This window comes from Streptomyces sp. NPDC001410, assembly GCF_042895235.1.
In the GTDB taxonomy this organism is placed as follows: Bacteria; Actinomycetota; Actinomycetes; order Streptomycetales; family Streptomycetaceae; genus Streptomyces.
This window is the reverse complement of record NZ_JBIAWE010000014.1, coordinates 33,599-57,099: the sequence shown is the minus strand read 5'-3', so window position 1 is coordinate 57,099 and position 23,501 is coordinate 33,599. Positions and strand designations below refer to the sequence as shown.

Genomic DNA, 23,501 nt, shown 5'->3' with positions numbered 1-23,501 from the left:
CGCCATCGGTTCTGTTCGAATTTCTGCCGTCTCACGCGCACCTCCCGAACCTGAGGTGACGCGGTGGTAATTTCCTTGCTGACCTGGACCTTTGACGAACCCTCTGGACTCCCTCATTGTCAGTGCCGGGCAGTAAACTGGAGGCAGTGTTCGAGGGAATCGCCGGAGCCTTCCGGTGCTGCCCTGACCGCGACAGGAGGATGCCTGTGCCCGCTGCCGCCCTGAAGACCAAGCCGTTGCCGACCCAGTCCACCGCCAAGCGTTCCGTCCAGCTCGACTCGCCCTATGTGCCGATGCAGAAGCGTGCCCTGCCGGCCGGGCGGCCGCGCGACTGGTACGTCACGCACAACCGGCGCCTGAAGGCCATGCGCCTGGCCATAGCCCTGCTCGACCTGGGGATCTACCTGCCCGACCAGGCGCGCAACGAGACGATCCGCAGCACGGCCGAGCAGATCGGCGTGCACCCGCCGTCGGACACGACGTGCCACATGGTGCGGGCGTTCATGCGGTACTCGCGCTGAGCCGTGGTGCCGGGTGCCCCGTGCGCGTGCGCGCGGGGCACCCGGCACCTCACGCCGACAACTCCCGCTCCAGGGGAGTCCGGAAGCGCGGAGTCACCTTCGTCGTCCCCACCCACGCCCGCAGCCGCTCCGCCTCCGCCGCGACCGCCGCCTCGGCCTCCCGGCGTACGCCCGGCTCGGGGATGCGCCAGACGATCTCCCCGTCCGCCCGCTGGGCCCAGCCGCCCACCACCCTGCCGTCCCACCACACCGTCGGGCCCACGTTGCCGCTGCGGTCGAAGAGATGCGGGCGCAGGTCCGGGGCGAGGTACCAGTCGCGCTGCTGCCAGGCCATGGCCGTCGGGTCCAGGCCCGGGAGCAGGGCCGCCCAGGATTCCCCGGGGGCCGAGGCCGGCTCCGTGTCGCCGTCGGCGACGTACCCCGTGCCCTCGTCCAGACGGACCTCCTGTGCGCCGATCGCGGACAGGGCGCGCCGGACCTCGGTGACCCGCCAGCCCGTCCACCACTTCAGGTCCGCCTCCGTCGCCGGGCCGCAGGCCCGCAGCCAGCGCTCCAGCAGGTCCGCCTGGGCCCGCGCCGGGTCCAGTTCGGGATGCTCGGGCGCCGGCGCCCAGCGGAACTGACCGGAGGTCCAGGAGCCGAGCGGGCGGCCGCGGACCACCTTGCCCTCCACGCCCAGCACACGCAGCAGGCGGGAGGAGACCGTGTGGACGCCCTCGTAGCTCTTCCCGGCCGCGTACACGAACTGCTCGCGCAGGCGCGGCTCGTCCGCCGTCAGCTCCGCCGCCGTCGCCTGGCCGCGCCGCGCCAGCGCGGCCAGTGCGGACGCCTCGACCTCCGCCAGCCAGTCCGCGTCCGGGGCACCCGCCTTGGCCATGTCCTTGAGCAGGGAGGCCCGTTCGCGGGCGGCCACCGTCAGGCCCGTCGACGCGTGGACGACGGCCGTCAGCCCGGTCGGGAACACGAACACCGTGTGCCGCATGCCGTGCATCCGGACCAGCGTACGGTCCTCGTACAGCGCCCGCTCGGTCTGAGGCACCGCCTTCGTCGGGTCGGCGAGCCGCGCCGCCACCGCCAGGTACACCGTCGCCGGGTCCGTGCCGTGCAGGGCCACCAGCGATGCGGCGACCTCCTCGGGCCGCGCCGCCCGCGCCGGGCCCGCCAGACGGTGCCGCAGGGCGAGCCGGGCCCGCCGCTCCGCCACGCCGATGTGCCGCCGTCCGTCACCCATGCCGACCTCCGCGTCGCTCACCATGCCTTGCCCGCATCGTCGCCGACGCCACTGACAGTCGGCCCCGTCACCCGATCGCCGTGCCCGGCATGCGCACGACCACCCCCACGCCCTTCACTGCGAACAGGAGGTCAGGAGGTGACGGGAAGGGCGAGGCCCCCGCAGAGAGAGGCTGCCGTATGAGCATCCCCGAGGACCGTTTCCGGCGCGGTACCCCCGAGGACCGGGCCCGGCGCGGCAAAGAGGCCCGAAAGCACGCCCCCCGCTCCGCGCACGCCCTCTGGCTCCCGTCCGCCGACCGGCGCGACCCCGTCGCCGTACTGGAGCGGCAGGGCCGGGACCGGCTGCCGGAGCTGCTGCCGATCCGGTACGGGCGGATGGCCGGCTCGCCGCTGGCCTTCCTGCGCGGCGCCGCCGCGGTGATGACCGCCGACCTCGCCACCCAGCCGCACACCGGGCTCACCGTGCAGCTGTGCGGCGACGCCCACCTGCTCAACTTCGGGCTCTACGCCTCCCCGGAACGCAGCCTGCTCTTCGACCTCAACGACTTCGACGAGACCCACCCCGGGCCCTTCGAGTGGGACGTCAAACGGCTCGCGGCCAGTGTGGCCGTGGCCGCCCGGGAGAACGGGCACACCAAGGCCGGGGAACGGGCCGCGGCCCGGGCGGCCGCCGCCGGGTACCGCACGGCCATACGCCGCATGGCCGGACTCGGGGAACTGGCCGTCTGGTACGAGCAGGTCGACGCCGAGAGCCTGCTGCCGCTCGTCCGCTCCGCCCGCCGCCGGCGCCGCCTGGAGTCCAGCCTCACCCGGGCCCGCCGCCGCACCAGCCTCCAGGCGCTGGGCAGGCTGACCGAGGTGGTCGACGGGCGCCGCCGGATCATCCACGACCCGCCGCTCCTGGAACCCGCCGGCGCGCCGGACATGGCCTCCCTGCGCAAGATCTTCTGCGACTACCGCTCCACCCTCGCCGAGGAGCGCCGCCACCTCCTCGACCGCTACCGCTTCGTCGACGCCGCCCGCAAGGTCGTCGGCGTCGGCAGCGTCGGCATGCGCTGCTTCATCGTGCTGCTCGCCGGCCGCGACGCCGACGACCCGCTGTTCCTGCAGATCAAGGAGGCGCGGTCCTCGGTGCTCGAGGAACATCTGCCGAGCGGGCCGTACGTCCATCCCGGGCACCGGGTGGTCGCCGGGCAGCGGCTGCTGCAGTCCGCCACCGACATCTTCCTCGGCTGGATGAGCGGGCCGCAGGGCCGCTCCTTCTACTGGCGCCAGCTGCGCGACATGAAGGGCTCCGCCGAGGTGGCCGGCCTGGACCCGGCCGGCCTGCTCGCCTACGCCCGCCTCTGCGGCACCACCCTGGCCCGCGCCCACGCCCGCTCCGGCGACCGCATCGCCATCGCCGCCTACCTCGGCAGTGCCGACACCTTCGACCACGCCATGGCCGACTTCGCCGTGTCCTACGCCGACCGGACCGCCGCCGACCACGCCACCCTCGGCGCGGCCATCGCGGCGGGGGTGGTGCCGGCCGAGCCGGGGGTGTGACCGGCCGCTCAGCCGTACCGCTCCAGCAGCCCGCGCACATACGCCTCCAGCCGCCCGCCCAGCACGTCCGGCGTCAGATCCGTGCGCCCCAGCTCACGCCACGGCCCGGCCAGCTTCTGCGCGTCGGGGGAGTAGGCCAGGGCGTCCAGCAGCCGCCAGTACAGGTGGTCGGGACCGTCCGAGAGCCCGGCGCCGCCCCGCTCCTCGTAGCGGTCCCGGAAGGCGAGACCGTACGCCGGGCCGTGCAGCAGGGCCAGGGCCGTCGAGCAGTGCGCGACGTCGAGGTCGGCGGGACCCCATGAGGTCTCCACCCAGTCCACGACCCCGCTGATGCGCAGTCCGTCCCCGGCGCCCGTGAAGAGCACGTTCCCGGGGTGGTAGTCCCGGTGCAGGAAGCGCCCTTCGTACGGCGGCGGGTCGCGCCGGATCACGTCCACCGCCCGCTCCCATATCCGGCCTCCCGGGGTGCGCACCCGCTCGGGCGAGGTCCATGCCTGGTAGGTGCGCGGCCGCTCCCGCGGTACGACCGTGTGGATCCGCCCCAGCTGGGCGGCGAGCAGGTCCAGGCGCCGGTCCAGGGACTCCGGGTCCTCCTCGTCCACCCGCACCAGACCGGGCAGCCGGGTCATCAACAGCGAGGGATGGTCGCAGTGTTCGCCGGTGGCGTCCACGGCGACCAGCGCCGGGGCCGGGATGCCCTCCTGCCCCGCCAGCAGGCCGAACACGGCCGCCTCCCGGGACAGCAGGCCCGGGGCATGCCGCCGGAAGAAGGGCTTCACGAAGGTGCGCAGCACCAGCTCCTCCCCGTCGTCGAGGGTGAGCCCGCGCATCTGCGAGGACCAACCCCCGGACAGCGGGCGGGAGCCGGCGACCGTACGGCCCTCGGGAAGCCGCTCGGCCACCCACCGCCGCGTCGCCGCCCAGCCCTGTTCGTCGAGCCCGCCGAGCAGGGCCGCGACGAACTCCCGCCGGTCCTCGGCGTGGTCGCGGAACCACAGCCCCAACCGGTGCTCGGCGTCCGGGAGTTCGAAGCGGGTGTACTGGGCGCGCGCCGACAGCGCGTCCTGGACGGCCTCCGTCACCTCCGGCGGGATCACCGCGTCCGTGCCCGGTACCGCGAGCACCGCCCGGCCCTCGTACGCCCGCAGGGCCGTGAGAGCGGGGGAGTTCCGCCAGCTGCCGGGCGTACGGATGATCTCGCTGAACCTTCCGTCGCTGCTCCCGAAGGGCACGTCATGGGCCTCCGACGCGTACACGGCGGGCGCGCACAGGCCCACGGCGGCCACTCGCGGACCGTAGTGCCGTACGAGATCCGCGACCGTCTGCCCGCTCATGCTGAACCCCACCAGGACCAGCGGGTCGTCCGCCGGAGCGTGCGCGTCGAGCACCGCCACCGCCTGCTCGAACCGCCGGCGCAGGCTCAACTCCGCGAGCGCACCGGTGCTTTCGCCGTGCCCGGAGAAGTCGAAGGCCAGGGCGCGGCAGCCGTGCGCGGCGGCCTCGGTGAGCAGCGGCAGCAGCCGCTCCTTGCTGCCGTTGCCCGCGCCGTGCAGGAGGATGACGGTGGCCCGTCCGGGACCGCCGCCGTACAGACCGCTGAGGCGTTCACCGTCGTACTCGTGAGTGAAGGAGACCGGCTGAGTGAAGGGGATCGGCTCGCTCATGACGCCCATTCACTCACGGAAATCGGGATGCACTCCGAGTGACCGCGTCCCTACGCTGGATTCACGCCGATCACACATCCACGCGAACGGAGGACCGTCATGGGCACCATCGTCCTGTCCGGGACCGCCGTCCTGGTGATCCTCGGATTCGGAAACCACACCTGGTGGCTCGCCGCCGTCGCCGTGCTCTTCCTGTACGTGCGGTACGGGCGGGGCGAAACCCCGTCCGCCGGGGGAGGACAGCCGGGCGCGCCCACCACTTACCAGGCCTACCGCGAGCGCCGTGACCGTCAGGCCAGGTGGGAGCGCCGCTACCGGCGCGAGCGCCCTTTCGAGGCCCGGCGTCAGGAGCGCGAGAAGAGCAGGTGAGCAGCGGAGCCCCCGGTCACAGGCCGGGGGCTCCCCACACCGGGAACCAGCGGCTCAGGTCCTGCTCGACCCTGAGGTCGTTCGCGAGCACGGCCTTCACCTGCAACTCCAGCGCACTGTCCCGGCGTTCGGCGGCGCCGGGCAGGGGCGCGAAGGGGTAGAAGGTGCCGCGCTTGTAGAGGTAGACGAGGGCCAGGCGCCGTTCCCGCTCGTCCTGGAACACGGCGAGGGAGCACAGCAGCTGCGGCCCGAACCCGTTGACCTCCATCGAGCTGTTCACCGCGTGCAGGTCGTTGACCAGCTGGGGCAGCTGGTCGGGGGTCCGCCGGGAGAAGAGCCAGGAGTAGCCGTAGCCGTCCTGGGTGAACTCCACCGGAGGGCCGCTGCGGTCCGCGTCCGCGTCGAGCAGCGCCTGGACCTCCCGGTGGGTCTGTTCAAAGGCCGCGCCCTCGACCGTGGCGAAGCACACCGCGCCGTCGCCGGTCGGCGTGAACCCGGCCGCGGCCTGGAGCGTCACGGCCGCCGACGGCAGCGCGAACAGCTGGTCGAGGTCGGGCGCGACGGGCTTCGTGCGCCCGAGCAGGATGTCCAGCAGCCCCAAGGTTCAGCCCGCCTTCCGCAGCCGTCTCACGTGTTCAGCCCGCCGTTCCGGGAGCGGCCGCCTCGCCCAGCTCCGCGGAGATGCGCCCGAGCTGCTCCAGCCGCTGCTCCAGCGTCGGGTGGGTGGAGAAGAAGCGCTCGATGCCGGGCTCCTTGCCCGTCGCCGGGGTGAAGTAGAAGGCGTTGAAGGCCTGGGCCGTGCGCAGGTCCTCGGTCGGGATCCGGGCGATGTCCCCGGAGACCTTGGTGAGCGCCGAGGCCAGCGCGGAGGGCCGGCCGGTCAGCAGCGCTGCCGCCCGGTCCGCCGCCAGCTCCCGGTACCGGGACAGGGCCCGGATCAGCAGGAAGCTGATCGCGTACACGGCCGCCGAGACCCCCATCACGACCGCGAAGACGACAGCGGTGTTCTGGTCCCTGCGGCCGCCGAAGAGCTGTGAGTAGAAGGCGAACCGGACGATCAGTCCCGCGATCACCCCGAGGAACGACGCGATCGTGATCACGGCGACGTCCTTGTGCGCCACGTGCGACAGCTCGTGCGCGAGCACGCCCTCCAGCTCGGCGGGCTCCAGCCGCCGCAGCAGCCCCGTGGTCACACAGACCACGGCGTGGTCGGGATTGCGCCCGGTCGCGAACGCGTTCGGCATGTCCATGCTGGAGACGGCGACCACCGGCTTCGGCATGTCCGCGATCGCGCACAGCCGGTCGACCACCGCGTGCAGCTCGGGATACTCCTCGCGCTCCACGACCTGCCCGTGCATGGCGAACATCGCGATCCGGTCGGAGAACCAGAACTGCGCCACGAACATCGCCCCGACCAGGACCACCACCAGCAGCCAGGACTTCAGCAGCACGATCAGCGCGGCGACGAAGGCCACGTACAGCAGCCCGAGCAGGAACATCGTGACCGTCATCCGCACGGTCAGACGCCGATCGCTCCTAAAGCGGCTCTGCATCTTGCATCACCCCGCAGTCAGGCACTCGTCCCGATGTCCAGTGTGCACCTGCTCAATCCCATAAGGAGGTCGCGAGCAGACCTAGGGGCAGCAAAGGCTTCCTGTGAGTTCGGGGGCCTCAGCCCAGGTGGGCGCGGGCCCGGTCGAGCAGCTCCGCGACCTCGGCGTCCGTTCCCCACCACCGGAACCGCCGCACGGTCAGCTCTGCCCGTGAGCGCAGCCGCTCGTCCGCGTCACCGAGCAGCGCCACGGCCGCCCGCAGCCGTACGACGCCTCCGTGCGCGTCCAGCAGCCGGTACGCCGACACCCGTACCCAGCGCGGCCGCTCCGGCGCCAGCCGCTCCGCCAGCCACGCCTCGGGCAGCAGTCCGGCCGACGGGAGCAGGGCGAGGGTGGCCTCGCCGACGACCCCGGGCGCCGGATCGTCCAGCAGCCGCCGCATCCGCGGCAGGTCCGTCACGTCCAGCGTGCGCAGCCCGGCCACCGCCCTGGCCCGCACGCCGGGCACCGGGTGGTCCAGCAGCGGCCACAGCAGGGCGGCGTCCGCGCGGGTCCCGCACTCCGCGAGCCCGATCGCGGCACCCGGCGGCAGCGCGGGGTCACCGGGGTCGGCGCACCGCTCCCGGTACCAGGGCAGCGGATCGGTCCCGTACTGCCGTACGACATACCGGGCACAGGCCCGCACAAGCGCGGACCGGTCCACCAGAAACCCCACGGCCCGCTCGGGCCGCTCCAGGCGCCGCAGCGCGGTCACCCCGGCGGACCGGGCCCGAGGACTGCGGGCGCCGAGCAGTGCCCCCAGCACCTCCTCCGTGTCCCCTTCCCCCACGGCGGCCAGCGCGGCCTCGGCGCACAGGCTCTGGACGACGGCGTCGTCGTCCCCGGCGGCCGCGCGGGCCAGCTCGGCGGGGGAGAGCCGCCCCTCCTCGACGGCGAGGCCGTAAGCGAAGCGGCGTACCGGGCGGTCTGGGGAGGCGAACAGGGGCGCCAGCTGCTCACCGGGCGCCCGCCGCAGCACCTCGCCCAGCAGGCCGAGGGCGAAGTCGCCCCGGTGGCGGTCGGCGAGGCGCCGGACCAGCGGGGCGAGCCGTGCGGCCGCCTCCGCCTCCGCCTCCGCGTCCAGCGCCTCGACGAGCCGCTTCCTGGCCAGCTCCCGCACCGGCTGCGCCCAGTCGGCACACCGCACGGCCACCAGCGGCAGCAGCGCCGGCCGCCCGGCGACACGGCCCAGCGCCCGGTGCCGGATCCGGCCGTCCCGGTGGCACAGGGCCAGCGCGAGCTGACCCTCGGTGAGCGGGACGTCGGCGCGCAGGGCGGCCGTCAGCGAACGGCCGCCGGCCGTCTCCTCCCAGGCGGGGACGCCGTACGGCGGGAAGTACCACTCGTCCGCCCGCACCTGCTCGTCCAGCCACAGCCAGGCGCTCGGGTCGCTCGTGTCGATCACGTCCCGCAGCACCGAGCCCTCGGCCAGCCGCCCCGCGGCCCAGGTCCCCTCCCGCATCCCTTTAACCCCCCGATGCTCCTAGTAGAGAGAACGCATCTGCGCGTACCCGAGCAGCAGTATCACCGCCGCCACGCAGCCCAGCACCACGGCCGTCGACACCCACGACGACCGCCGTGGCCCCACCGGGTCCGGGTCGGCGCGGAACGGCGCCGGGTCCGGCGGGTTCTCCTTCCAGCGGGCGGCGAGCATCCGGGCCCGTGCGGAGGGCTCCTTGTGCTCGGCAGAGTTCGCCCATCTGTGATCGAACTCGTGCTCCCAGTCGTCCTGTTCGGTCATCCCCGTTCAACCTCTCTCGTCGGACAGAACCAGGAGGATGATCCCCCGAGAATAGGAAGCATGGGAAGCGGCAAAGGTTGCCCGGGATGCTGGGTGGTCGCCGGGCGGCTAGCATTTTCGGTGAGAGCCGCACCGCAGGGTGTCCGACGTCGTCTGCCCTGCTTCTCCCACTGGTCGTGCGGCACCCCCTACCCGCGCCGGACTCTGCACTCCCTGGTCGCGGCCATCCGTCTCGTGCCCGGAAAGCCGCACGAGGGGTGGAAGGAAGGTGGATCCATGAATGCACATCGTGCGCGGCGTCTCGCCGCAGTGTCCGCCGTCGGCGTCCTGATGATCGGCGGAGCCGCGATCAGCACGGCAGGTACCGCGTCGGCAGCCACCCCGAACCAGGTGCCCACCAACCATGGCTGCAACAACTGGCGGGGCGACTGCTTCAACCGCAACGGCTTCTTCGGCTTCAACAACGGCTTCGGCTTCAACAACGGGTTCAACACCCCCGTCGTGGTCGTTGTCGTGAGCTGACGGCCGCGGCCGCAAGGACAGGAAGGACGCGGGCCGCAAACAACGGCCGAGGGCCGCCACCGGGAGCGTTCCCGGTGGCGGCCCTCACACGCTGTGGGCAGCGTCGATCACACGTCGAAGTAGAGCTCGAACTCGTGCGGGTGCGGACGCAGCTGCAGCGGCGCGATCTCGTTGGTGCGCTTGAAGTCGATCCACGTCTCGATCAGGTCCGGCGTGAACACGTCGCCCTGGAGGAGGAACTCGTGGTCGGCCTCCAGCGAGTCGAGGACGGCCGGCAGCGAGGTCGGGACCTGGGCCACGTTCGCGTGCTCCTCGGGGGCCAGCTCGTAGAGGTCCTTGTCGATCGGCTCGGCGGGCTCGATCTTGTTCTTGATCCCGTCCAGGCCCGCGAGGAGCAGGGCGGAGAAGGCGAGGTACGGGTTGCCGGAGGAGTCGGGCGCGCGGAACTCGACGCGCTTGGCCTTCGGGTTGGAGCCCGTGATCGGGATACGCATCGCGGCCGAGCGGTTGCGCTGCGAGTACACCAGGTTGATCGGCGCCTCGAAGCCCGGGACCAGACGGTGGTAGGAGTTCACCGTCGGGTTGGTGAAGGCCAGCAGCGACGGGGCGTGCTTGAGGATGCCGCCGATGTAGTAGCGGGCGGTGTCCGACAGGCCCGCGTAACCGGCCTCGTCGTAGAACAGCGGGTCGCCGTTGCTCCACAGCGACTGGTGCACGTGCATGCCCGAGCCGTTGTCACCGAAGATCGGCTTCGGCATGAAGGTCGCGGTCTTGCCGTTGCGCCAGGCCACGTTCTTCACGATGTACTTGAAGAGCTGGAGGTCGTCGGCCGCGGCGAGCAGCGTGTTGAACTTGTAGTTGATCTCGGCCTGGCCGGCGGTGCCCACCTCGTGGTGCTGGCGCTCGACCTTCAGGCCGTTCTTCTCCAGCTCCAGGGAGATCTCGGCGCGCAGGTCGGCGAAGTGGTCGACCGGCGGGACCGGGAAGTAGCCGCCCTTGTAGCGGACCTTGTAACCACGGTTGTCCTCGATGGCACCGGTGTTCCAGGCGCCCGCCTCGGAGTCGATGTGGTAGAAGGACTCGTTCGCGGTGGTCGCGAAGCGGACCGAGTCGAAGACGTAGAACTCGGCCTCGGGACCGAAGTACGCGGTGTCCGCGATACCGGTCGACGCGAGGTAGGCCTCGGCCTTCTTGGCCACGTTGCGCGGGTCACGGGAGTACTGCTCGCCCGTGATCGGGTCGTGGATGAAGAAGTTGATGTTGAGGGTCTTGTCGCGGCGGAACGGGTCCACACGGGCCGTGGAGAGGTCGGCGCGCAGGGCCATGTCGGACTCGTGGATGGCCTGGAAACCACGGATCGACGATCCGTCGAAGGCCAGCTCCTCGTCCGGGTCGAACGCCTCGACGGGCACCGTGAAGTGCTGCATGACGCCCGGCAGGTCGCAGAACCTGACGTCGACGAACTTGACGTCCTCGTCCGCGATGAACTTCTTGGCCTCGTCGGCGTTCTGGAACATCCAGCTCCTCCTACTCCCGACCGTCCGGCCGGGGTGGTAGATCGTTCGTGCGGCCAGTGCGGTGGCACACGCTGCCTTCGACCCTAGGGACGGGTGATTTCTCGGGCGTGACCCGTTTGTTTCGCAGAAGTTAACCGGCCACGGTTCCACCGTAGCCCCGACACACCCCTGTGCGCCCTGCCCGATTCCGGGCGCGTACCGTGGACGGGTGGACAACAGGCAAGCAATGGGATCGTGGCTCTCCGGGCCGCGCGCGGCCATGGAAGAAGCCGGCGCCGACTTCGGATACCGGGGCGAGCAGCTCGGCCTCCCGGAGGACGGACCGAACTCGATCGCACGGCCCGGCAGGCGCCTCGGCGCCCTGGCCGTGGACTGGGGTCTGTGCGTGTTGATCGCATACGGCCTGATCACGCACGGCAACAGCCCCGCCACCAGCAACTGGGCCCTGCTCATCTTCTTCGTGATGAGCGGCCTCACGGTCGGCACGATCGGCTTCACCCCGGGCAAGCGCCTCTTCGGCATCCGGGTCGTGGACCTGCAGACCGGCGCGGTCAACCCGCTGCGCGCCCTGCTGCGCACGGTCCTGCTGTGCCTGGCGATCCCCGCCCTGATCTGGGACCGGGACGGCCGCGGCCTGCACGACCGGATCGCGAAGACCGTGGAAGTCCGCAGCTGAACCTCGTACGACGAAGCTGACCCTCGTACGACGAAGGGGGCGCCCGACCACTGGTCGGGCGCCCCCTTTCTCGTACGAGGAGGACGGACTAGCGGGCCTTCGGCCCGCCCTTCGGCATCCGCATGCCCTTCGGCATCGGACCCTTCGGCAGCGGCATGTTGCTCATCAGGTCGCCCATGGCGCGCAGCCGGTCGTTGGTGGCGGTCACCTGGGGGCCGGTCAGCACGCGCGGGTACTTCAGCATGGTCGTGCGCAGCTTCTTCAGCTCGATCTGGCCCTCGCCGTTGCCCACGATCACGTCGTGCACCGGCACGTCCGCCACGATGCGGTTCATCTTCTTCTTCTCGGCGGCCAGCAGGCTCTTCACCCGGTTCGGGTTGCCCTCGGCGACCAGCACGATGCCGGCCTTGCCGACCGCGCGGTGCACCACGTCCTGGCTGCGGTTCATCGCCACCGCCGGAGTCGTCGTCCAGCCCCGGCCGATGTTGTCCAGCACGGCCGCGGCGGCGCCCGGCTGGCCCTCCATCTGCCCGAACGCGGCACGCTCGGCGCGGCGGCCGAAGACGATCGCCGTCGCCAGGAAGGCCAGCAGCAGGCCCAGGATGCCGAGATAGACCGGGTGCCCGATCAGGAAGCCGATCGCGAGGAAGACACCGAGGGTGCCGATACCGACGGCCGCCAGCACAAGACCGATCTTCTTGTCGGCCTTGCGGGTCATCTTGTACGTAAGGGCGATCTGCTTCAGTCGCCCTGCGTTCGCGGCGTCCGCCGCGGTTTCCTTCCTCGCCATGCCACGAAGTCTACGTGCCCCCGGGAGTGCCCACGACGGCGGTGCCCGGCGAAGAAAGGTTTCAGGAGCGGGTGGCGGCCTGCTCGAGCACGCGCTGCGCCTCGACCCGGTCCTTGGCGCGGCGGCGGTCCTCCAGCACGGAGGTCCAGGCGTTGCGGCGGGCGGTGCGCTGGCCGCCGCTCATGAGCAGGGACTCCACGGCGCGGAGCGCGTCGGTGAAGGACGGAATGGCGGTGGCGCGGACGGGCGCGGCCTGCATGATCGAGGTCCCCCCTCGGTCGGGTGTACGTCGCGTGATATCAGAGTCACTGATTGGTGTTACCAGGGCGTGACCGACCGGTCAAACGCCAATGAAGCCTTGATACAGGGCGCCGAAACACTGACGCGGCCCTGACGGTGCCCTCATCAGCGAGGACGGTCAGGACCGCGTCGACTCGGCCATTACTGGCCAGTAATAGCTTGTGCGTGAATTCACACAGCCTGGGTCGCGATGGAGCCGCCACCCGGCTGCGGAGCAGCGGACTCACGCTGTTCCATCGCCATCTGGTACAGGCGCCCGGCGCGGTACGAGGACCGGACCAGCGGACCGGACATCACACCGGAGAAGCCGATCTGCTCGGCCTCCTCCTTCAGCTCCACGAACTCCTGCGGCTTCACCCAGCGCTCCACCGGGTGGTGGCGCACGGAGGGGCGCAGGTACTGGGTGATGGTGACCAGCTCGCAGCCCGCCTCGTGCAGCTGCCTGAGCGCCTCGCTGACCTCCTCGCGGGTCTCGCCCATGCCGAGGATCAGGTTGGACTTGGTGACCAGGCCGAAGTCGCGGGCCTCGGTGATGACCTTCAGAGAGCGCTCGTAGCGGAAGCCGGGGCGGATCCGCTTGAAGATCCGCGGCACGGTCTCGACGTTGTGCGCGAAGACCTCGGGACGGGAGGAGAAGACCTCGGCCAGCTGCTCGGGGACCGCGTTGAAGTCGGGAGCCAGCAGCTCGACCTTGGTCCGGCCGGCCTCGCGCCCGGCGGTCTGCTGGTGGATCTGGCGCACGGTCTCGGCGTACAGCCAGGCGCCGCCGTCCTCCAGGTCGTCGCGGGCGACGCCGGTGATGGTGGCGTAGTTCAGGTCCATGGTGACCACGGACTCGCCGACGCGGCGCGGCTCGTCACGGTCGAGGGCCTCGGGCTTGCCGGTGTCGATCTGGCAGAAGTCGCAGCGCCGGGTGCACTGGTCGCCGCCGATGAGGAAGGTCGCCTCGCGGTCCTCCCAGCACTCGTAGATGTTCGGGCAGCCGGCTTCCTGACAGACGGTGTGCAGGCCCTCGCTCTTCACGAGCTTCTGCATCGCCGTGTACTCGGGGCCCATTTTCGCCCGGGTCTTGATCCACTCGGGCTTGCGCTCGATGGGGGTCTGGCTGTTGCGGACCTCCAGGCGCAGCATCTTGCGTCCGTCGGGTGCGACTGCGGACACGACCGGCTCCCTGCTGATTGCTGAGACGTAGTCGTCTGATTGCTCAGACGTAGTCTTCGATTCTTCGGCGTACACCAGCGTACGCCCGTATTAACTGAGCCCTACGCGTGAGGCCAACCTCACAGCCATGGGGCGCATTCCCCGATCAGGCGGATGCCTTCTCGATCACCCTCGGCTTCAGATCCGCGTTCTCCAGGATGTCCCTCAGGTGGCGCTCCACCACCGGCAGGACCTCCTCGATGGTGATGTCGCGGCCCAGTTCGCCCGCCAGGGAGGCCACCCCGGCGTCACGGATGCCGCACGGGATGATCCGGTCGAACCAGCGGTTGTCCGGGTTCACGTTGAAGGAGAAGCCGTGCATCGTGACGCCCTTGGCGACGCGGATGCCGATCGCGGCGATCTTGCGGTCCTCGCGGCGCTGGCCGGCGTTGGAGGGGGCGTACTCCGGGCCGTTCAGGCGGGGGTCGAACTCCTCGTCCTGGAGCCGCGGGTCGAAGTCGAGGGAGAGTCCGCCGAGGGCCGGGCGCTGCTCGACCGGGTCGCCGAGCACCCACACACCGCTGCGGCCCTCGACCCGGGTGGTCTCCACGCCGAACTCGGTGCAGGTGCGGATGAGAGCCTCCTCGAGGCGGCGCACATGGGCGACGACGTCCACCGGGCGGGGCAGCTTCTGGATCGGGTAGCCCACCAACTGACCGGGGCCGTGCCAGGTGATCTTGCCGCCGCGGTCCACGTCGATGACCGGGGTGCCGTCCAGCGGACGCTCGCTGTCCTCGGTCCGGCGGCCCGCCGTGTACACCGGGGGGTGCTCCAGGAGCAGCACGGTGTCGGGGGTCTCGTCGGCGAACCGGGCCGCGTGCACCCGGCGCTGCTCGTCCCACGCCTCCTGGTACTCGACGGCGTCCGCGCCGAACCCCATGTGGACGAACCGCAACTCACTCACGGCAAGCGCCTCCCTCAGCGATGGGTGTGTCAGGCACGTAACGCGCCCACGCCACTGTACGTCCGCCCGGCGTACGTCAGCCCTGGGGGCAATCCTCACACGATCGGATGAATGCACGGCGAAGCATGTGATCGTCTACTCACTCTCCGCTACATTCGCGCCGTCCAGCAGGCCATAAGGGCTGCTCACAGGCAATCCCGGCACTTCAGGCGCCGGAAGGCAGGAGACCGCACCGCAGATGACGGACCGACCCGCGCAGCGCACCCCCAACCGCCAGCTCGCCGCGCTCATCGCAGAAGCGGGATTCTCCAACGCGGGTCTGGCCCGTCGCGTCGACCAGCTCGGTCTGGAGCACGGGCTGGACCTCAGATACGACAAGACCTCGGTCACCCGCTGGCTGCGCGGACAGCAGCCCCGGGGCACCACGCCCGCCCTGATCGCCGAGGTGTTCACACGCCGGCTCGGACGCCGGCTCACGGCCCAGGATCTCGGCCTGGACGCCTGTGCGCCGGTGTACGCCGGGCTCGAGTTCGCGGCCACCCCCGAGGAGGCCGTCGACATCGTCAGCGGGCTGTGGCGCAAGGACTCCGGCAGTCACGCCGAGCTGCGCAAGATCGCCTTCACCCCGGCGGGTCTGGTCGTGCCCAGCCGGGACTGGCTGATCGGCAAGGCCGACGACAGGGTGGCCCGGGAGCCGGCACCCCGGGTGCCCGCCCAGGGCCGTCCCGCCGCCCGGGAGCGGCCGGAGGCCGTACCGGCGCCGCCCCGGCCCCGCGGGCACGCCGCCCGCGCCCCCGGCCACAAGGTCACCGGCGGCGACATCGCCGCGCTGCGCTCGGTCGGCGAACTGTTCCGCACCCTCGACGACGCCTACGGCGGCGGCCACGCCCGGCAGGCCCTCGTGCGCTACCTGGAGCACGAGTGCGAGCCGATGCTGCGCGGCGCCTACGACGAGCAGACCGGCCGCCGCCTGTTCGCCGCGGCCGCCGACCTCACCAGGCTCGCCGGCTGGACCTCGTACGACATCGCCGCGCACGGACTCGCCCAGCGCTACTTCGTGCAGGCCCTGCGCCTGGCTCAGGCGGCAGGTGACCGGTCCTACGGCTCCTACGTGCTGGTCACCATGAGCCGACAGGCCGTCTACCTCGGGCACGGCAGGGAGGCCGTACAGCTGGCGCGGGTGGCCCAGCAGGGGGTCGGCACCGGCGCACCGCCGGTCGTGCAGGCGCTGCTGCACGCCTCCGAGGCCCGCGCGCACGGGGTGCTCGGGGAGGTGAGGGCGTGCACCGGGGCGCTGGTGCGGGCCGAGCGCGCCCTGGAGGCGGCCCGGCCCGGCGACGACGTGCCGTACTGGGCCCGGTTCTTCGACGAGGCGCAGCTCTCCGACGAACTCGGGCACTGCCACCGCGACCTGCAGCAGTTCCGGGCCGCCGCCCAGCACGCGGAGCGCTCCCTCCAGCTGCGCGCCCCCTCCTACGCCCGCAGCCGCCTGTTCTGCCGGGTCGTCCTCGCCACCGCCCGGCTCGGCCTCGGCGAACTCGACCAGGCCTGCACACTGGCCGCCGAGGCCGCCGGCCAGGCGGCGGAGATGCGGAGCGCTCGCGCGATCGAGTACGTGAAGGACTTCGAACGCAGGCTGGAGCCGTATCGGGACGCGGCACCGGTGCGGGGGTATCGGGAGAAGGTGGCGGCGTTGGGGTGAGCAACAGCCCTTCAGGGCGTCTACGCCGCCCGGGGCAAAGTGGGTGCCGGGTCCGCGCTGTGTAGCGAACCCGTCGCCCCCAGGTCCGCCAGGATCGCCGCCGCGGCCCGGTGGGCCGAGTGCAGGGCGCCCTGGACGGTGCTGGTGTCGCGGTGGTCGCCGCAGACGTACAGGCCGGCCAGCAGGCGTACCGGGCGGCGCAGGTCGTGCGGGGGGCGCATCGCCGGTACCGCCTGCGGGGTGTGGTGCACGGCGAGCGTCTCCCAGCGGCGCGTCGAGGTGCCGTAGAGCCGCGAGAGGTGGATGCGGACTGCGGTGTCGACGCCGTCGGGCGGGGTGCCCAGCACGGTCGACGAGATCAGCACGCGGCCGGCCGGCGCGCGGCTCGGGTCGACGTTGCTGAGCACCGCCGTGTGCGCGACCGGTCCGCCGCGGTCGGCGTCCAGCAGCAGCGACGTGCCCGTCGTGAGGACCGCGGCCGGCTCGTCCGTGGTGTGGTGAACGACCGTCACCGGATGGAAGTCCGGCACCCTGAGCCCCGGCAGCAGCTCGGCCGCGGCCCGCGCGTCGGTCGCCAGCAGCACCGCACGGCAGCGGATCTCGCCGTGCTCGGCCGTGGTCACCGAGGTCGTGGACACGGAGGTGACCCGCACCCCGGTGCGCACGGTGCCGGGCGGCAGCGCGCCGGCCAGCAGCTCCGGCAGCACCTCCGCGCCACCCTCCGGCACGCACAGCCGGCCGCTCGCGAAGGAGTGCAGCGCCAGGTCGGCGCACCGGCTGGACGTGGTCAGCTCCGGGTCGCACAGCAGCGCGGCGAGCAGCGGGCGCAGGAAGCCGTCGATGGTCCGGGCGGGCACCCCGCGGGCCGCGAGGGCCTGTGCGGCGGGCAGTTCGGGCCGGGACAGCAGGCGTTCGACGGGAGTGGCGGCGATCCGGCCCAGGGCGGTGCCCAGGCGGGCCTGGTCGACCGCGCCGCCCACCGGCGCACCGGATCGGCCCGGTGCGGCCGCCGAGCCCCTGGGGGCGCTCGCCAGGGCGCGCACCACATGGAGTGCGCCCCTTGCGCTCCCTCCGGTCGCCGGGGCGCCCGCGCGGTGGGTATGTCCGTCGCGGTGCAGCAGCACGCCCGGCGCGAAGCGGCGCAGGGTGAGTGAGCCGAGCCCCGGAGTGCGCCGGAGCTCGGGATAGGACGTGGACAGCAGCTGTCCGATGCGATCGAGCCGGAAGCCGTCGACCTTCTCGGTCGACATGCGGCCGCCCACGTAAGGGGCGGCCTCCAGGACTACGGTCGTTACTCCTGCGCTGGTGAGCCGATGAGCCGCCGAGAGTCCGGCGGTTCCGGCTCCCACGATGACGACGTCCACCTGGTACGCGGGCTCAAGCACGAGGCCCCTCCTGTGGTTGCGCGGCCGGTGGAGACGTCATGCCCCCAACAGGCTCCAGGGATACCCGAGTTCGGGTCGAGGTTAGGGCCGTGATCGGTCGGGAACAGTCGCGCATCAACAGGGCACGGTCGCACGGCGGTCGCATACGGTCACAAGAGGTCGCAGGAGATCCCAGGAGCTTCTTGACGTCATGTCAGGCCGCGTGCACGGCGTCCTCCCCGGCCGCGTGCACGGCGTCCTCCCCGGCCGCACGCACGGCGTCCTCTCAGGCCGCCCGGATCGCGTCGTCGATCCCCGGGAACGCAAAGGTGAACCCCGACTCCAGCAGCCGCTTCGGCACCACCCGCAGACTGCCCAGCACCTCCCCGGCCATCTCGCCCAGCACCGTCCGCAGCACCGGCGCCGGGACGGCGAACAGCGTCGGCCGGTGCAGCACCCGCCCCATCGCCTCGGTGATCTCACGGTTCGTCAGCGGCTGGGGCGCGGTCAGGTTGAACGGCCCGGACAGCGTGTCCTGGTCGATGAGATACCGGATCGCGGCGACCTCGTCGTGCAGCGCGACATACGACCAGTACTGCCGTCCGTCGCCCATCCGCCCCCCGAGCCCCGCCTTGAACAGCGGGAACAACCGCCCCCAGGCCCCGCCGCCCCGCGCGACCACCAGACCCGTGCGCACGAACACCGTCCGCACGCCCGCCTCCTGCACGGGCGCCGCCGCCTCCTCCCACTCCACGCACAGCGACGGCAGGAACCCGTCCCCGGGTGGCGCGTCCTCGTCCACGGCCCGGTCGCCCGTGTCGCCGTAGATGCCGATCGCGCTGCCGTTCACGAAGACCCGCGGCGGTGTGTCCAGCGAGGCCACCGCCTCCGCCAGCGCCGCCGTGCCGAGCACCCGGCTGTCCCGGACCAGCCGCTTGTACTCCGGTGTCCAGCGCCGGTCGCCGATCCCCGCCCCCGCGAGGTTCACCACCGCGTCGCAGCCGACCAGCCCGGCCGCGTCCACCTGCTGCCGCTCGGGGTCCCAGCGGACCTCGCTCCCGTCCCGGGGCGCACGGCGGACCAGGCGCACCACTTCGTGCCCGTCCGCGGTCAGGGACCGCACCAGGGCGCTGCCGATGAGACCGGACGCACCGGCCACGGCGATTCTTGAAAGTTCCATGACCTCAGCATGCGCCGTCGGCCTGCAGGATGCGCGTAAAAACGCGTGGGTCGGCGTCATCCACCGTCATAGGGTGGCCGTCATGCCGGAGCCGTCCATACGCATCGCCCTGCCGGCCGACGTCGAGGAGCTGACCCTCCTCGACAAGGCCACGTGGTCCACCCTGCACGCGGTCACGCCGGAGCCGCAGCCGCCGTACGACCCCTTCTTCAGCGAGCGGCACAGCCCCGAGGACACGCTCGTCGCCGAACTCGACGGACGCATCGTCGGTTATGTCCGCCTCGGCTTCCCCACCTCGCTCGCCGCGAACGCGCACGTACGGCAGATCCAGGGACTCGCCGTCCATGACGACGCCCGCGGCAGGGGCGTCGGCCGGGCGCTGACCCGGGCCGCGATCGAGGAGGCGCGCAGGCGCGGCGCACGCCGCATCACCCTGCGCGTGCTCGGGCACAACACCCTGGCGCGCGGGCTCTACGAGTCCGAGGGGTTCGTGGTCGAGGGCGTCCAGCCGGAGGAGTTCCTGCTCGACGGCGTGTACGTCGACGACGTGCTCATGGGCCGTGCCCTGTGAGCCGCCCTACGACGTGACCAGTTGGCCCGTGTCCACCGGCGCCGTCGCCGTGGCCGCGTGTCCGGCGTCGCTCGCCACCTCGGCCGCCGTCAGCACGTACCCCGTCTCGGCGTCCGAGGTGGAGCGGGCGAAGACCACGCCGAACACCCGCCCGTCGGTGGTCAGCAGCGGGCCGCCGGAGTTGCCCGGCCGGACCGTCGAGCGGATCGAGTAGATCTCCCGGGTGACCGTGTGGTTGTTGTAGATGTTCTGGCCGGTCGCCCGCACCCGGTTCGCCACCGTCGCCGCCTGCAGGTTCAGGTTCCCGTCCTGCGGATAGCCCGCGACCACCGCCGAGTCGCCGCGCGCGGCGCTCCGGTCGAACCGCAGCACCGGGGCGCGCAGTTCGGGCACGTACAGCACCGCCACGTCCCGGTCGGGGTCGAAGAGCACCACCCGGGCCTCGTACGACCGCCCGACCCCGCCCACCCGCACGCTCGGGTGGTCGATGCCCGCCACCACGTGGGCGTTCGTCATCACGTGCCGCGACGCGTACACGAAGCCGCTGCCCTCCCGGCCCTCGGTGCCGGAGGCGCCCTCGATCTTCACCGTGCTCCGCTTGGCGGCCTCGGTCGCGGCCGGCGTCACGCTGTCGCCCGTGGGCCGGGGCACCTGGGCCGTCGACTCGTTCTCGAACGGGTTGAAGACCTGCGGGAAGCCCGCCTCGGTCAGTGCGGACGTCGCCCGCGAGAACCACACGGGGGTCGTCTCCGGCATCGTCTGCTGCACCGTGCCCAGCAACGCCGAGTTCCGTATGGCCGTCGTCAGGGTCTGCGACGAGGACGCGCCCAGCACGCTCGCCGCGACCCAGGCCACGATCAGCACCGCGACCGAGTTGGCCGCGGCACCCCCTATGCCGTCCGCGACCCGCAGCGGACCCCGGCCCTCCCGGTCCAGCTCCCGCCGCAGCCGCAGCGCCAGCCGGCCCGCCAGCTCGTGCCCCACCACCCCCGGGACCAGCACCGTCAGCACCGCCAGCACGGTCGCGGCCGACGAGCCGCGCGCCACCGTGCCGGTCACCCACGGCAGCACCCACACGCCGACGACCGCGCCGCCCACGAACCCCGCCAGGGACACACATCCGGCCACCAGCCCGCGCCGGTAACCGGACGCCGCGTAGACGAGGATCACCAGTGCGAGCACCAGGTCGAGCAGGTCCACGGAGCCGCCTTTCTCTCGGACCCCCTAATACGGCCGGGGCGGGCCCGATGATCAGTCACGCGCGTGCGAGAGCGGCCACCGGACGGCGAACCGGCCACGTGTGCGTATATCCCCAGAAACGTCCTCCACCAGGACGATGGTTCCACCGGGTGGCACAGCACACATCGCGAGCCCGGCGGACCGGCCCGACAGTGGGCTCATGCCTGTCTTCCGAAGATCGCGAGGGACGCGGAAGCGGCGGGCCGTGCGCGTGCCCAGTTCCGTACTGGTGCTGCTGGGCTGTCTGCCCGGCCTGACCGCCGTCCTCACGCTGGTCCTGTTCGCCCGCGGCGTCGAGCGCCCCGTCGAGGTCCGGATCGGCCGGCCCGCCGCGGACCGGCCCCAGCAGGCCCACCGCGCCCCCCGGCCGCTGATCGTGCCCCGGGCCGCCTGGCTGGACAGCACCGCGGCCACGCACAGCCAGCCGCCCCCGCGCTACGACGACAAGGTGGTCGCCGTCTTCGTCCACCACACCGACTCGCCCAACCACTACGACTGCGCCGAGGCGCCCCGCATCATCCGCGACCTCTATGCCGGCCAGACCGGCCCCCGCAGCTGGGACGACATCGGCTACAACTTCCTCGTCGACCGCTGCGGCACCATCTACGAAGGCCGCGCCGGAGGCGTCGACCGGCCCGTCACCGGCGCCCACACCCAGGGCTTCAACCACCGCACCACCGGCATCGCCGCCCTCGGCACCTTCACCGCCGGCGTCGCCGTGCCGCAGGCCATGACCGACGCGATCGCCACCCTCGCCGCCTGGAAGCTCGGCCTCGCCGACGTCGACCCGCGCTCCCGCACCCGCCTGGTCTCCAGCAACGGCCTCAGCCGCTACAAGGCCGGCAGCACCGTCACCCTGCCCGCCGTGGCCGGTCACAACGACGGCTTCATGACCAGCTGCCCGGGCGCCGCCCTGTCCGCCAGGCTCCCGGAGATCAGGCAGACCGCCGCCCGCCTGCAGGGCCGCGTCCCCGCCGGACCCGTGCCCACAGGAACGCCACAGGCGACTCACCGCACCCCCTGAGGTCGCCGCCCTACCGTCGAGGCACGCACTCAGCGGGAGATGCGCCGACTGGAGGTGGGGACACGATGAGCGGTCGTACGCGGCAGCAGGACGAGCAGGCCCGGCAGTCCGGGCCGGCGGGCTCCGTGTGGGCGCGGGCGGTGCGCCGCCCCTGGACCGTCGTCTGCGTGGTCGCGGCGGTCGTGGTCGGACCGGCCGCCGCGACGGCCTCGGCACTCGACCGGGCCAACGCGGCGCCCCCGTTGCACGCGCCCGGAGTCAGCTCTTGAAACGCGCCGAAAGCCGGGGATACAGCTCGGCGAGGGCCGCCTCGTTCTCGAAGTCGATCGGGGTGCCCTCCGGTTCGTCGCTCGTGGACGCGATGCCGAGGTCCGGGGCGACGGTGCCGGTGAGCTGCTCGTAGGCCTCGTCCGCCGCGTACCCCAGCTCCTCGCCGTCGCCGTCGATCTCCTCGTCGAAGTCGTCCAGCAGCTCGGCCAGCGAGTCCGGGGCGTGCAGGGCGCCCTCGAAGACCTCCCGGCCCTGGCCGATGAGCCAGCAGCGGAAATAGTCGAACGCGTCATCGCTGGCCCCGCCCAGCAGCACCCAGGCGGCGCCCCACAGGTCCCAGTGGTAGGCGCGGTTGTAGCGGGACTCGAAGTGCCGGGCGAAGTCCAGGACCGTCTCCGGGTCCAGCTGGAGCAGCCGGTCCACGAGCAGGTCGGCCTGCTCCTCGGGGTCGCCCTCGGCGGCCTCGCGGGTGGTGTCGATCAGCTCCCAGAACTCCGACTCTTCCATCACGGGTCCAGCATCGGGCCTGAGCCGGTGGGGCGCACGCGGAGTGGGGCGGATCGTTATCTCCCGTACAGAGCGCCGAGGCGTACGGCATCGCGCATGAACCGCTCCCGCAGACTCTCCGGGGCCAGCACCTCGACCTCCGGGCCCAGCGCCGTCAGCTGCGCGTGCGCGACCTCCTCCGACTCCACCGGCAGGGTCACCGTCACCCACCTCTCCCCGTCCGGGGCGCCGGAGCCCGCCAACGCCTCCCGAGCGGAAGCGGGATCGACGGCGTACGGAAGTCTTCGCACGCCGGCCTGCGACAGCCGTACGACGACCTCGGCATGCAGGATCGACCGGGCGAACCGCTCGGCCTGCTCGGCCCAGTAGCGGGGCAGGTCGAACTCCGGATCACGGCTGAAGCGCTCGTCACGGGCCTCGACGGCACCGAACCGGTCGATCCGGTACGTCCGGAAGGCGCCGCCGTCGGCCACCCGCGCGCACAGGTACCAGACACCCGCCTTCAGCACGAGCCCGTACGGCTCCAAGTCCCGCTCGACGACAGCTTCCCCGCGCCGGTAGACGGCCCCGATCCGCCGGTCGTCCCACACCGCCTCGGCGATCACGGGCAGCAGCGCGGGTGTCTCCGGCTCCCGGAACCAGGCGGGCGCGTCCAGATGGAACCGCTGGGCCGCGCTGTCCGGGGCGTCCCGCAGGGAGGGCAGCAGGGCCGCGGAGACCTTCAGCCGGGCCGCGGAGGCCACGTCGTCCAGCCCCATCTCCCGCAGCGCCCCCGGCACCCCGCTCAGGAACAGGGCCTCGGCCTCGCTGCGCGCGAGCCCCGTCAGCCGTGTGCGATAGCCGCCGATCAGCCGGTACCCGCCGGCCCGCCCCCGGTCGGCGTACACGGGCACCCCGGCCTCCGACAGCGCCTGCGCGTCCCGCGTGACCGTCCGCTCCGACACCTCCAGCTCCCGGGCCAGCTCGGCGGCGGTCATGGAGGGGCGGGACTGGAGGAGAAGCACCATCTTGATGAGCCGGGCCGCACGCATGCGTCTCATGATGCCGGGGGCCACTGACAAAGAAGGGGT

25 protein-coding genes are annotated in these 23,501 nt (G+C 72.2%); 9 read left to right on the top strand and 16 right to left on the bottom strand.

The window, feature by feature from the left end; translation table 11 throughout:
- The first annotated feature begins 206 nt into the window (after positions 1–206).
- The gene (locus ACFY3C_RS29025; protein ID WP_386574410.1) at positions 207–521 is read left to right on the top strand and encodes a hypothetical protein; all 315 of its coding nucleotides are present in this window, start codon (positions 207–209) and stop codon (positions 519–521) included.
- Between the two features lie 49 nt (positions 522–570).
- Here the strand turns inward: ACFY3C_RS29025 and ACFY3C_RS29020 are convergent, their stop codons facing one another.
- A complete protein-coding gene (locus tag ACFY3C_RS29020) occupies positions 571–1,752 on the bottom strand; it encodes a winged helix DNA-binding domain-containing protein (protein ID WP_390772821.1) in 1,182 nt (393 codons plus the stop codon).
- 179 nt (positions 1,753–1,931) lie between these two features.
- Here ACFY3C_RS29020 and ACFY3C_RS29015 point away from each other — a divergent pair, with 179 nt between their 5' ends.
- Positions 1,932–3,299, top strand: coding sequence for a DUF2252 domain-containing protein (locus ACFY3C_RS29015; protein ID WP_390772820.1), 1,368 nt, complete (start codon positions 1,932–1,934; stop codon positions 3,297–3,299).
- 8 nt (positions 3,300–3,307) lie between these two features.
- On the opposite strand, the gene ACFY3C_RS29010 is transcribed toward ACFY3C_RS29015, so the two are convergent.
- On the bottom strand, positions 3,308–4,972 hold the full coding sequence (locus ACFY3C_RS29010) for an alpha/beta fold hydrolase (RefSeq protein ID WP_390772819.1): 1,665 nt from the start codon (positions 4,970–4,972) through the stop codon (positions 3,308–3,310).
- Between the two features lie 90 nt (positions 4,973–5,062).
- On the opposite strand from ACFY3C_RS29010, the gene ACFY3C_RS29005 reads away from it, so the two are divergent.
- Complete coding sequence (locus ACFY3C_RS29005) at positions 5,063–5,332, top strand: hypothetical protein (protein ID WP_390772818.1); 270 nt, start codon at positions 5,063–5,065, stop codon at positions 5,330–5,332.
- Between the two features lie 16 nt (positions 5,333–5,348).
- Here ACFY3C_RS29005 and ACFY3C_RS29000 read toward each other — a convergent pair whose 3' ends face one another.
- The 4 genes from ACFY3C_RS29000 to ACFY3C_RS28985 all read right to left on the bottom strand — a co-directional run bounded on the left by ACFY3C_RS29000 (position 5,349) and on the right by ACFY3C_RS28985 (position 8,665).
- On the bottom strand, positions 5,349–5,933 hold the full coding sequence (locus tag ACFY3C_RS29000; protein ID WP_390772817.1) for a hypothetical protein: 585 nt from the start codon (positions 5,931–5,933) through the stop codon (positions 5,349–5,351).
- 34 nt (positions 5,934–5,967) lie between these two features.
- The gene (gene htpX / locus ACFY3C_RS28995) at positions 5,968–6,885 is read right to left on the bottom strand and encodes a zinc metalloprotease HtpX (protein ID WP_390772816.1); all 918 of its coding nucleotides are present in this window, start codon (positions 6,883–6,885) and stop codon (positions 5,968–5,970) included.
- A gap of 118 nt (positions 6,886–7,003) precedes the next feature.
- Positions 7,004–8,386: a hypothetical protein gene (locus ACFY3C_RS28990; protein WP_390772815.1), complete on the bottom strand. Its 1,383-nt coding sequence runs from the start codon at positions 8,384–8,386 to the stop codon at positions 7,004–7,006.
- A gap of 21 nt (positions 8,387–8,407) precedes the next feature.
- Complete coding sequence (locus tag ACFY3C_RS28985) at positions 8,408–8,665, bottom strand: hypothetical protein (protein ID WP_390772814.1); 258 nt, start codon at positions 8,663–8,665, stop codon at positions 8,408–8,410.
- 276 nt (positions 8,666–8,941) lie between these two features.
- Between ACFY3C_RS28985 and ACFY3C_RS28980 the strand changes: the two genes are divergently transcribed.
- A complete protein-coding gene (locus ACFY3C_RS28980) occupies positions 8,942–9,187 on the top strand; it encodes a hypothetical protein (protein ID WP_386574395.1) in 246 nt (81 codons plus the stop codon).
- 107 nt (positions 9,188–9,294) lie between these two features.
- On the opposite strand, the gene glnA is transcribed toward ACFY3C_RS28980, so the two are convergent.
- The gene (gene glnA / locus ACFY3C_RS28975) at positions 9,295–10,704 is read right to left on the bottom strand and encodes a type I glutamate--ammonia ligase (protein ID WP_023551311.1); all 1,410 of its coding nucleotides are present in this window, start codon (positions 10,702–10,704) and stop codon (positions 9,295–9,297) included.
- A 208-nt stretch (positions 10,705–10,912) separates the two neighbouring features.
- Here glnA and ACFY3C_RS28970 point away from each other — a divergent pair, with 208 nt between their 5' ends.
- Positions 10,913–11,380 carry an RDD family protein gene (locus ACFY3C_RS28970; RefSeq protein WP_390772813.1) on the top strand — a complete coding sequence of 156 codons (468 nt, stop codon included), beginning with the start codon at positions 10,913–10,915 and terminating at the stop codon, positions 11,378–11,380.
- Positions 11,381–11,468: 88 nt separating this feature from the next.
- Here the strand turns inward: ACFY3C_RS28970 and ACFY3C_RS28965 are convergent, their stop codons facing one another.
- From ACFY3C_RS28965 to lipB, 4 genes are all read right to left on the bottom strand, one after another.
- Positions 11,469–12,170, bottom strand: coding sequence for a DUF4191 domain-containing protein (locus tag ACFY3C_RS28965; protein ID WP_386574393.1), 702 nt, complete (start codon positions 12,168–12,170; stop codon positions 11,469–11,471).
- 61 nt (positions 12,171–12,231) lie between these two features.
- Positions 12,232–12,429, bottom strand: coding sequence for a hypothetical protein (locus tag ACFY3C_RS28960; protein ID WP_386574392.1), 198 nt, complete (start codon positions 12,427–12,429; stop codon positions 12,232–12,234).
- A 212-nt stretch (positions 12,430–12,641) separates the two neighbouring features.
- Positions 12,642–13,631, bottom strand: a complete 990-nt coding sequence (gene lipA, locus ACFY3C_RS28955; RefSeq protein WP_386574391.1) for a lipoyl synthase — start codon at positions 13,629–13,631, stop codon at positions 12,642–12,644.
- Between the two features lie 145 nt (positions 13,632–13,776).
- Positions 13,777–14,574, bottom strand: a complete 798-nt coding sequence (gene lipB / locus ACFY3C_RS28950; RefSeq protein ID WP_386574390.1) for a lipoyl(octanoyl) transferase LipB — start codon at positions 14,572–14,574, stop codon at positions 13,777–13,779.
- Between the two features lie 238 nt (positions 14,575–14,812).
- On the opposite strand from lipB, the gene ACFY3C_RS28945 reads away from it, so the two are divergent.
- Positions 14,813–16,276 (top strand): regulator, encoded by a 1,464-nt coding sequence (locus ACFY3C_RS28945; protein WP_386574388.1) that lies wholly within the window; start codon positions 14,813–14,815, stop codon positions 16,274–16,276.
- A 20-nt stretch (positions 16,277–16,296) separates the two neighbouring features.
- On the opposite strand, the gene ACFY3C_RS28940 is transcribed toward ACFY3C_RS28945, so the two are convergent.
- Both ACFY3C_RS28940 and ACFY3C_RS28935 read right to left on the bottom strand, forming a co-directional pair.
- Positions 16,297–17,661: an NAD(P)/FAD-dependent oxidoreductase gene (locus ACFY3C_RS28940; protein ID WP_390772812.1), complete on the bottom strand. Its 1,365-nt coding sequence runs from the start codon at positions 17,659–17,661 to the stop codon at positions 16,297–16,299.
- 265 nt (positions 17,662–17,926) lie between these two features.
- A complete protein-coding gene (locus tag ACFY3C_RS28935; protein WP_390772811.1) occupies positions 17,927–18,820 on the bottom strand; it encodes a TIGR01777 family oxidoreductase in 894 nt (297 codons plus the stop codon).
- Positions 18,821–18,902: 82 nt separating this feature from the next.
- Between ACFY3C_RS28935 and ACFY3C_RS28930 the strand changes: the two genes are divergently transcribed.
- Entirely contained in the window at positions 18,903–19,391 is a 489-nt protein-coding gene (locus tag ACFY3C_RS28930) for a GNAT family N-acetyltransferase (protein ID WP_390772810.1), read from the top strand.
- Between the two features lie 6 nt (positions 19,392–19,397).
- Here the strand turns inward: ACFY3C_RS28930 and ACFY3C_RS28925 are convergent, their stop codons facing one another.
- Entirely contained in the window at positions 19,398–20,591 is a 1,194-nt protein-coding gene (locus ACFY3C_RS28925; RefSeq protein WP_390772809.1) for a MarP family serine protease, read from the bottom strand.
- 136 nt (positions 20,592–20,727) lie between these two features.
- On the opposite strand from ACFY3C_RS28925, the gene ACFY3C_RS28920 reads away from it, so the two are divergent.
- Together ACFY3C_RS28920 and ACFY3C_RS28915 are read left to right on the top strand one after the other, a co-directional pair.
- Entirely contained in the window at positions 20,728–21,654 is a 927-nt protein-coding gene (locus ACFY3C_RS28920) for a peptidoglycan recognition protein (protein WP_389183942.1), read from the top strand.
- Between the two features lie 65 nt (positions 21,655–21,719).
- Positions 21,720–21,923 carry a hypothetical protein gene (locus tag ACFY3C_RS28915; RefSeq protein ID WP_386574382.1) on the top strand — a complete coding sequence of 68 codons (204 nt, stop codon included), beginning with the start codon at positions 21,720–21,722 and terminating at the stop codon, positions 21,921–21,923.
- Here the strand turns inward: ACFY3C_RS28915 and ACFY3C_RS28910 are convergent.
- Together ACFY3C_RS28910 and ACFY3C_RS28905 are read right to left on the bottom strand one after the other, a co-directional pair.
- Positions 21,913–22,431, bottom strand: a complete 519-nt coding sequence (locus tag ACFY3C_RS28910) for a DUF4240 domain-containing protein (protein ID WP_386574488.1) — start codon at positions 22,429–22,431, stop codon at positions 21,913–21,915. The two genes, ACFY3C_RS28915 and ACFY3C_RS28910, sit on opposite strands and share 11 nt — an antisense overlap.
- Positions 22,432–22,487: 56 nt before the next feature.
- Positions 22,488–23,462 (bottom strand): helix-turn-helix transcriptional regulator, encoded by a 975-nt coding sequence (locus ACFY3C_RS28905; RefSeq protein WP_390772808.1) that lies wholly within the window; start codon positions 23,460–23,462, stop codon positions 22,488–22,490.
- Positions 23,463–23,501: the final 39 nt, after the last annotated feature.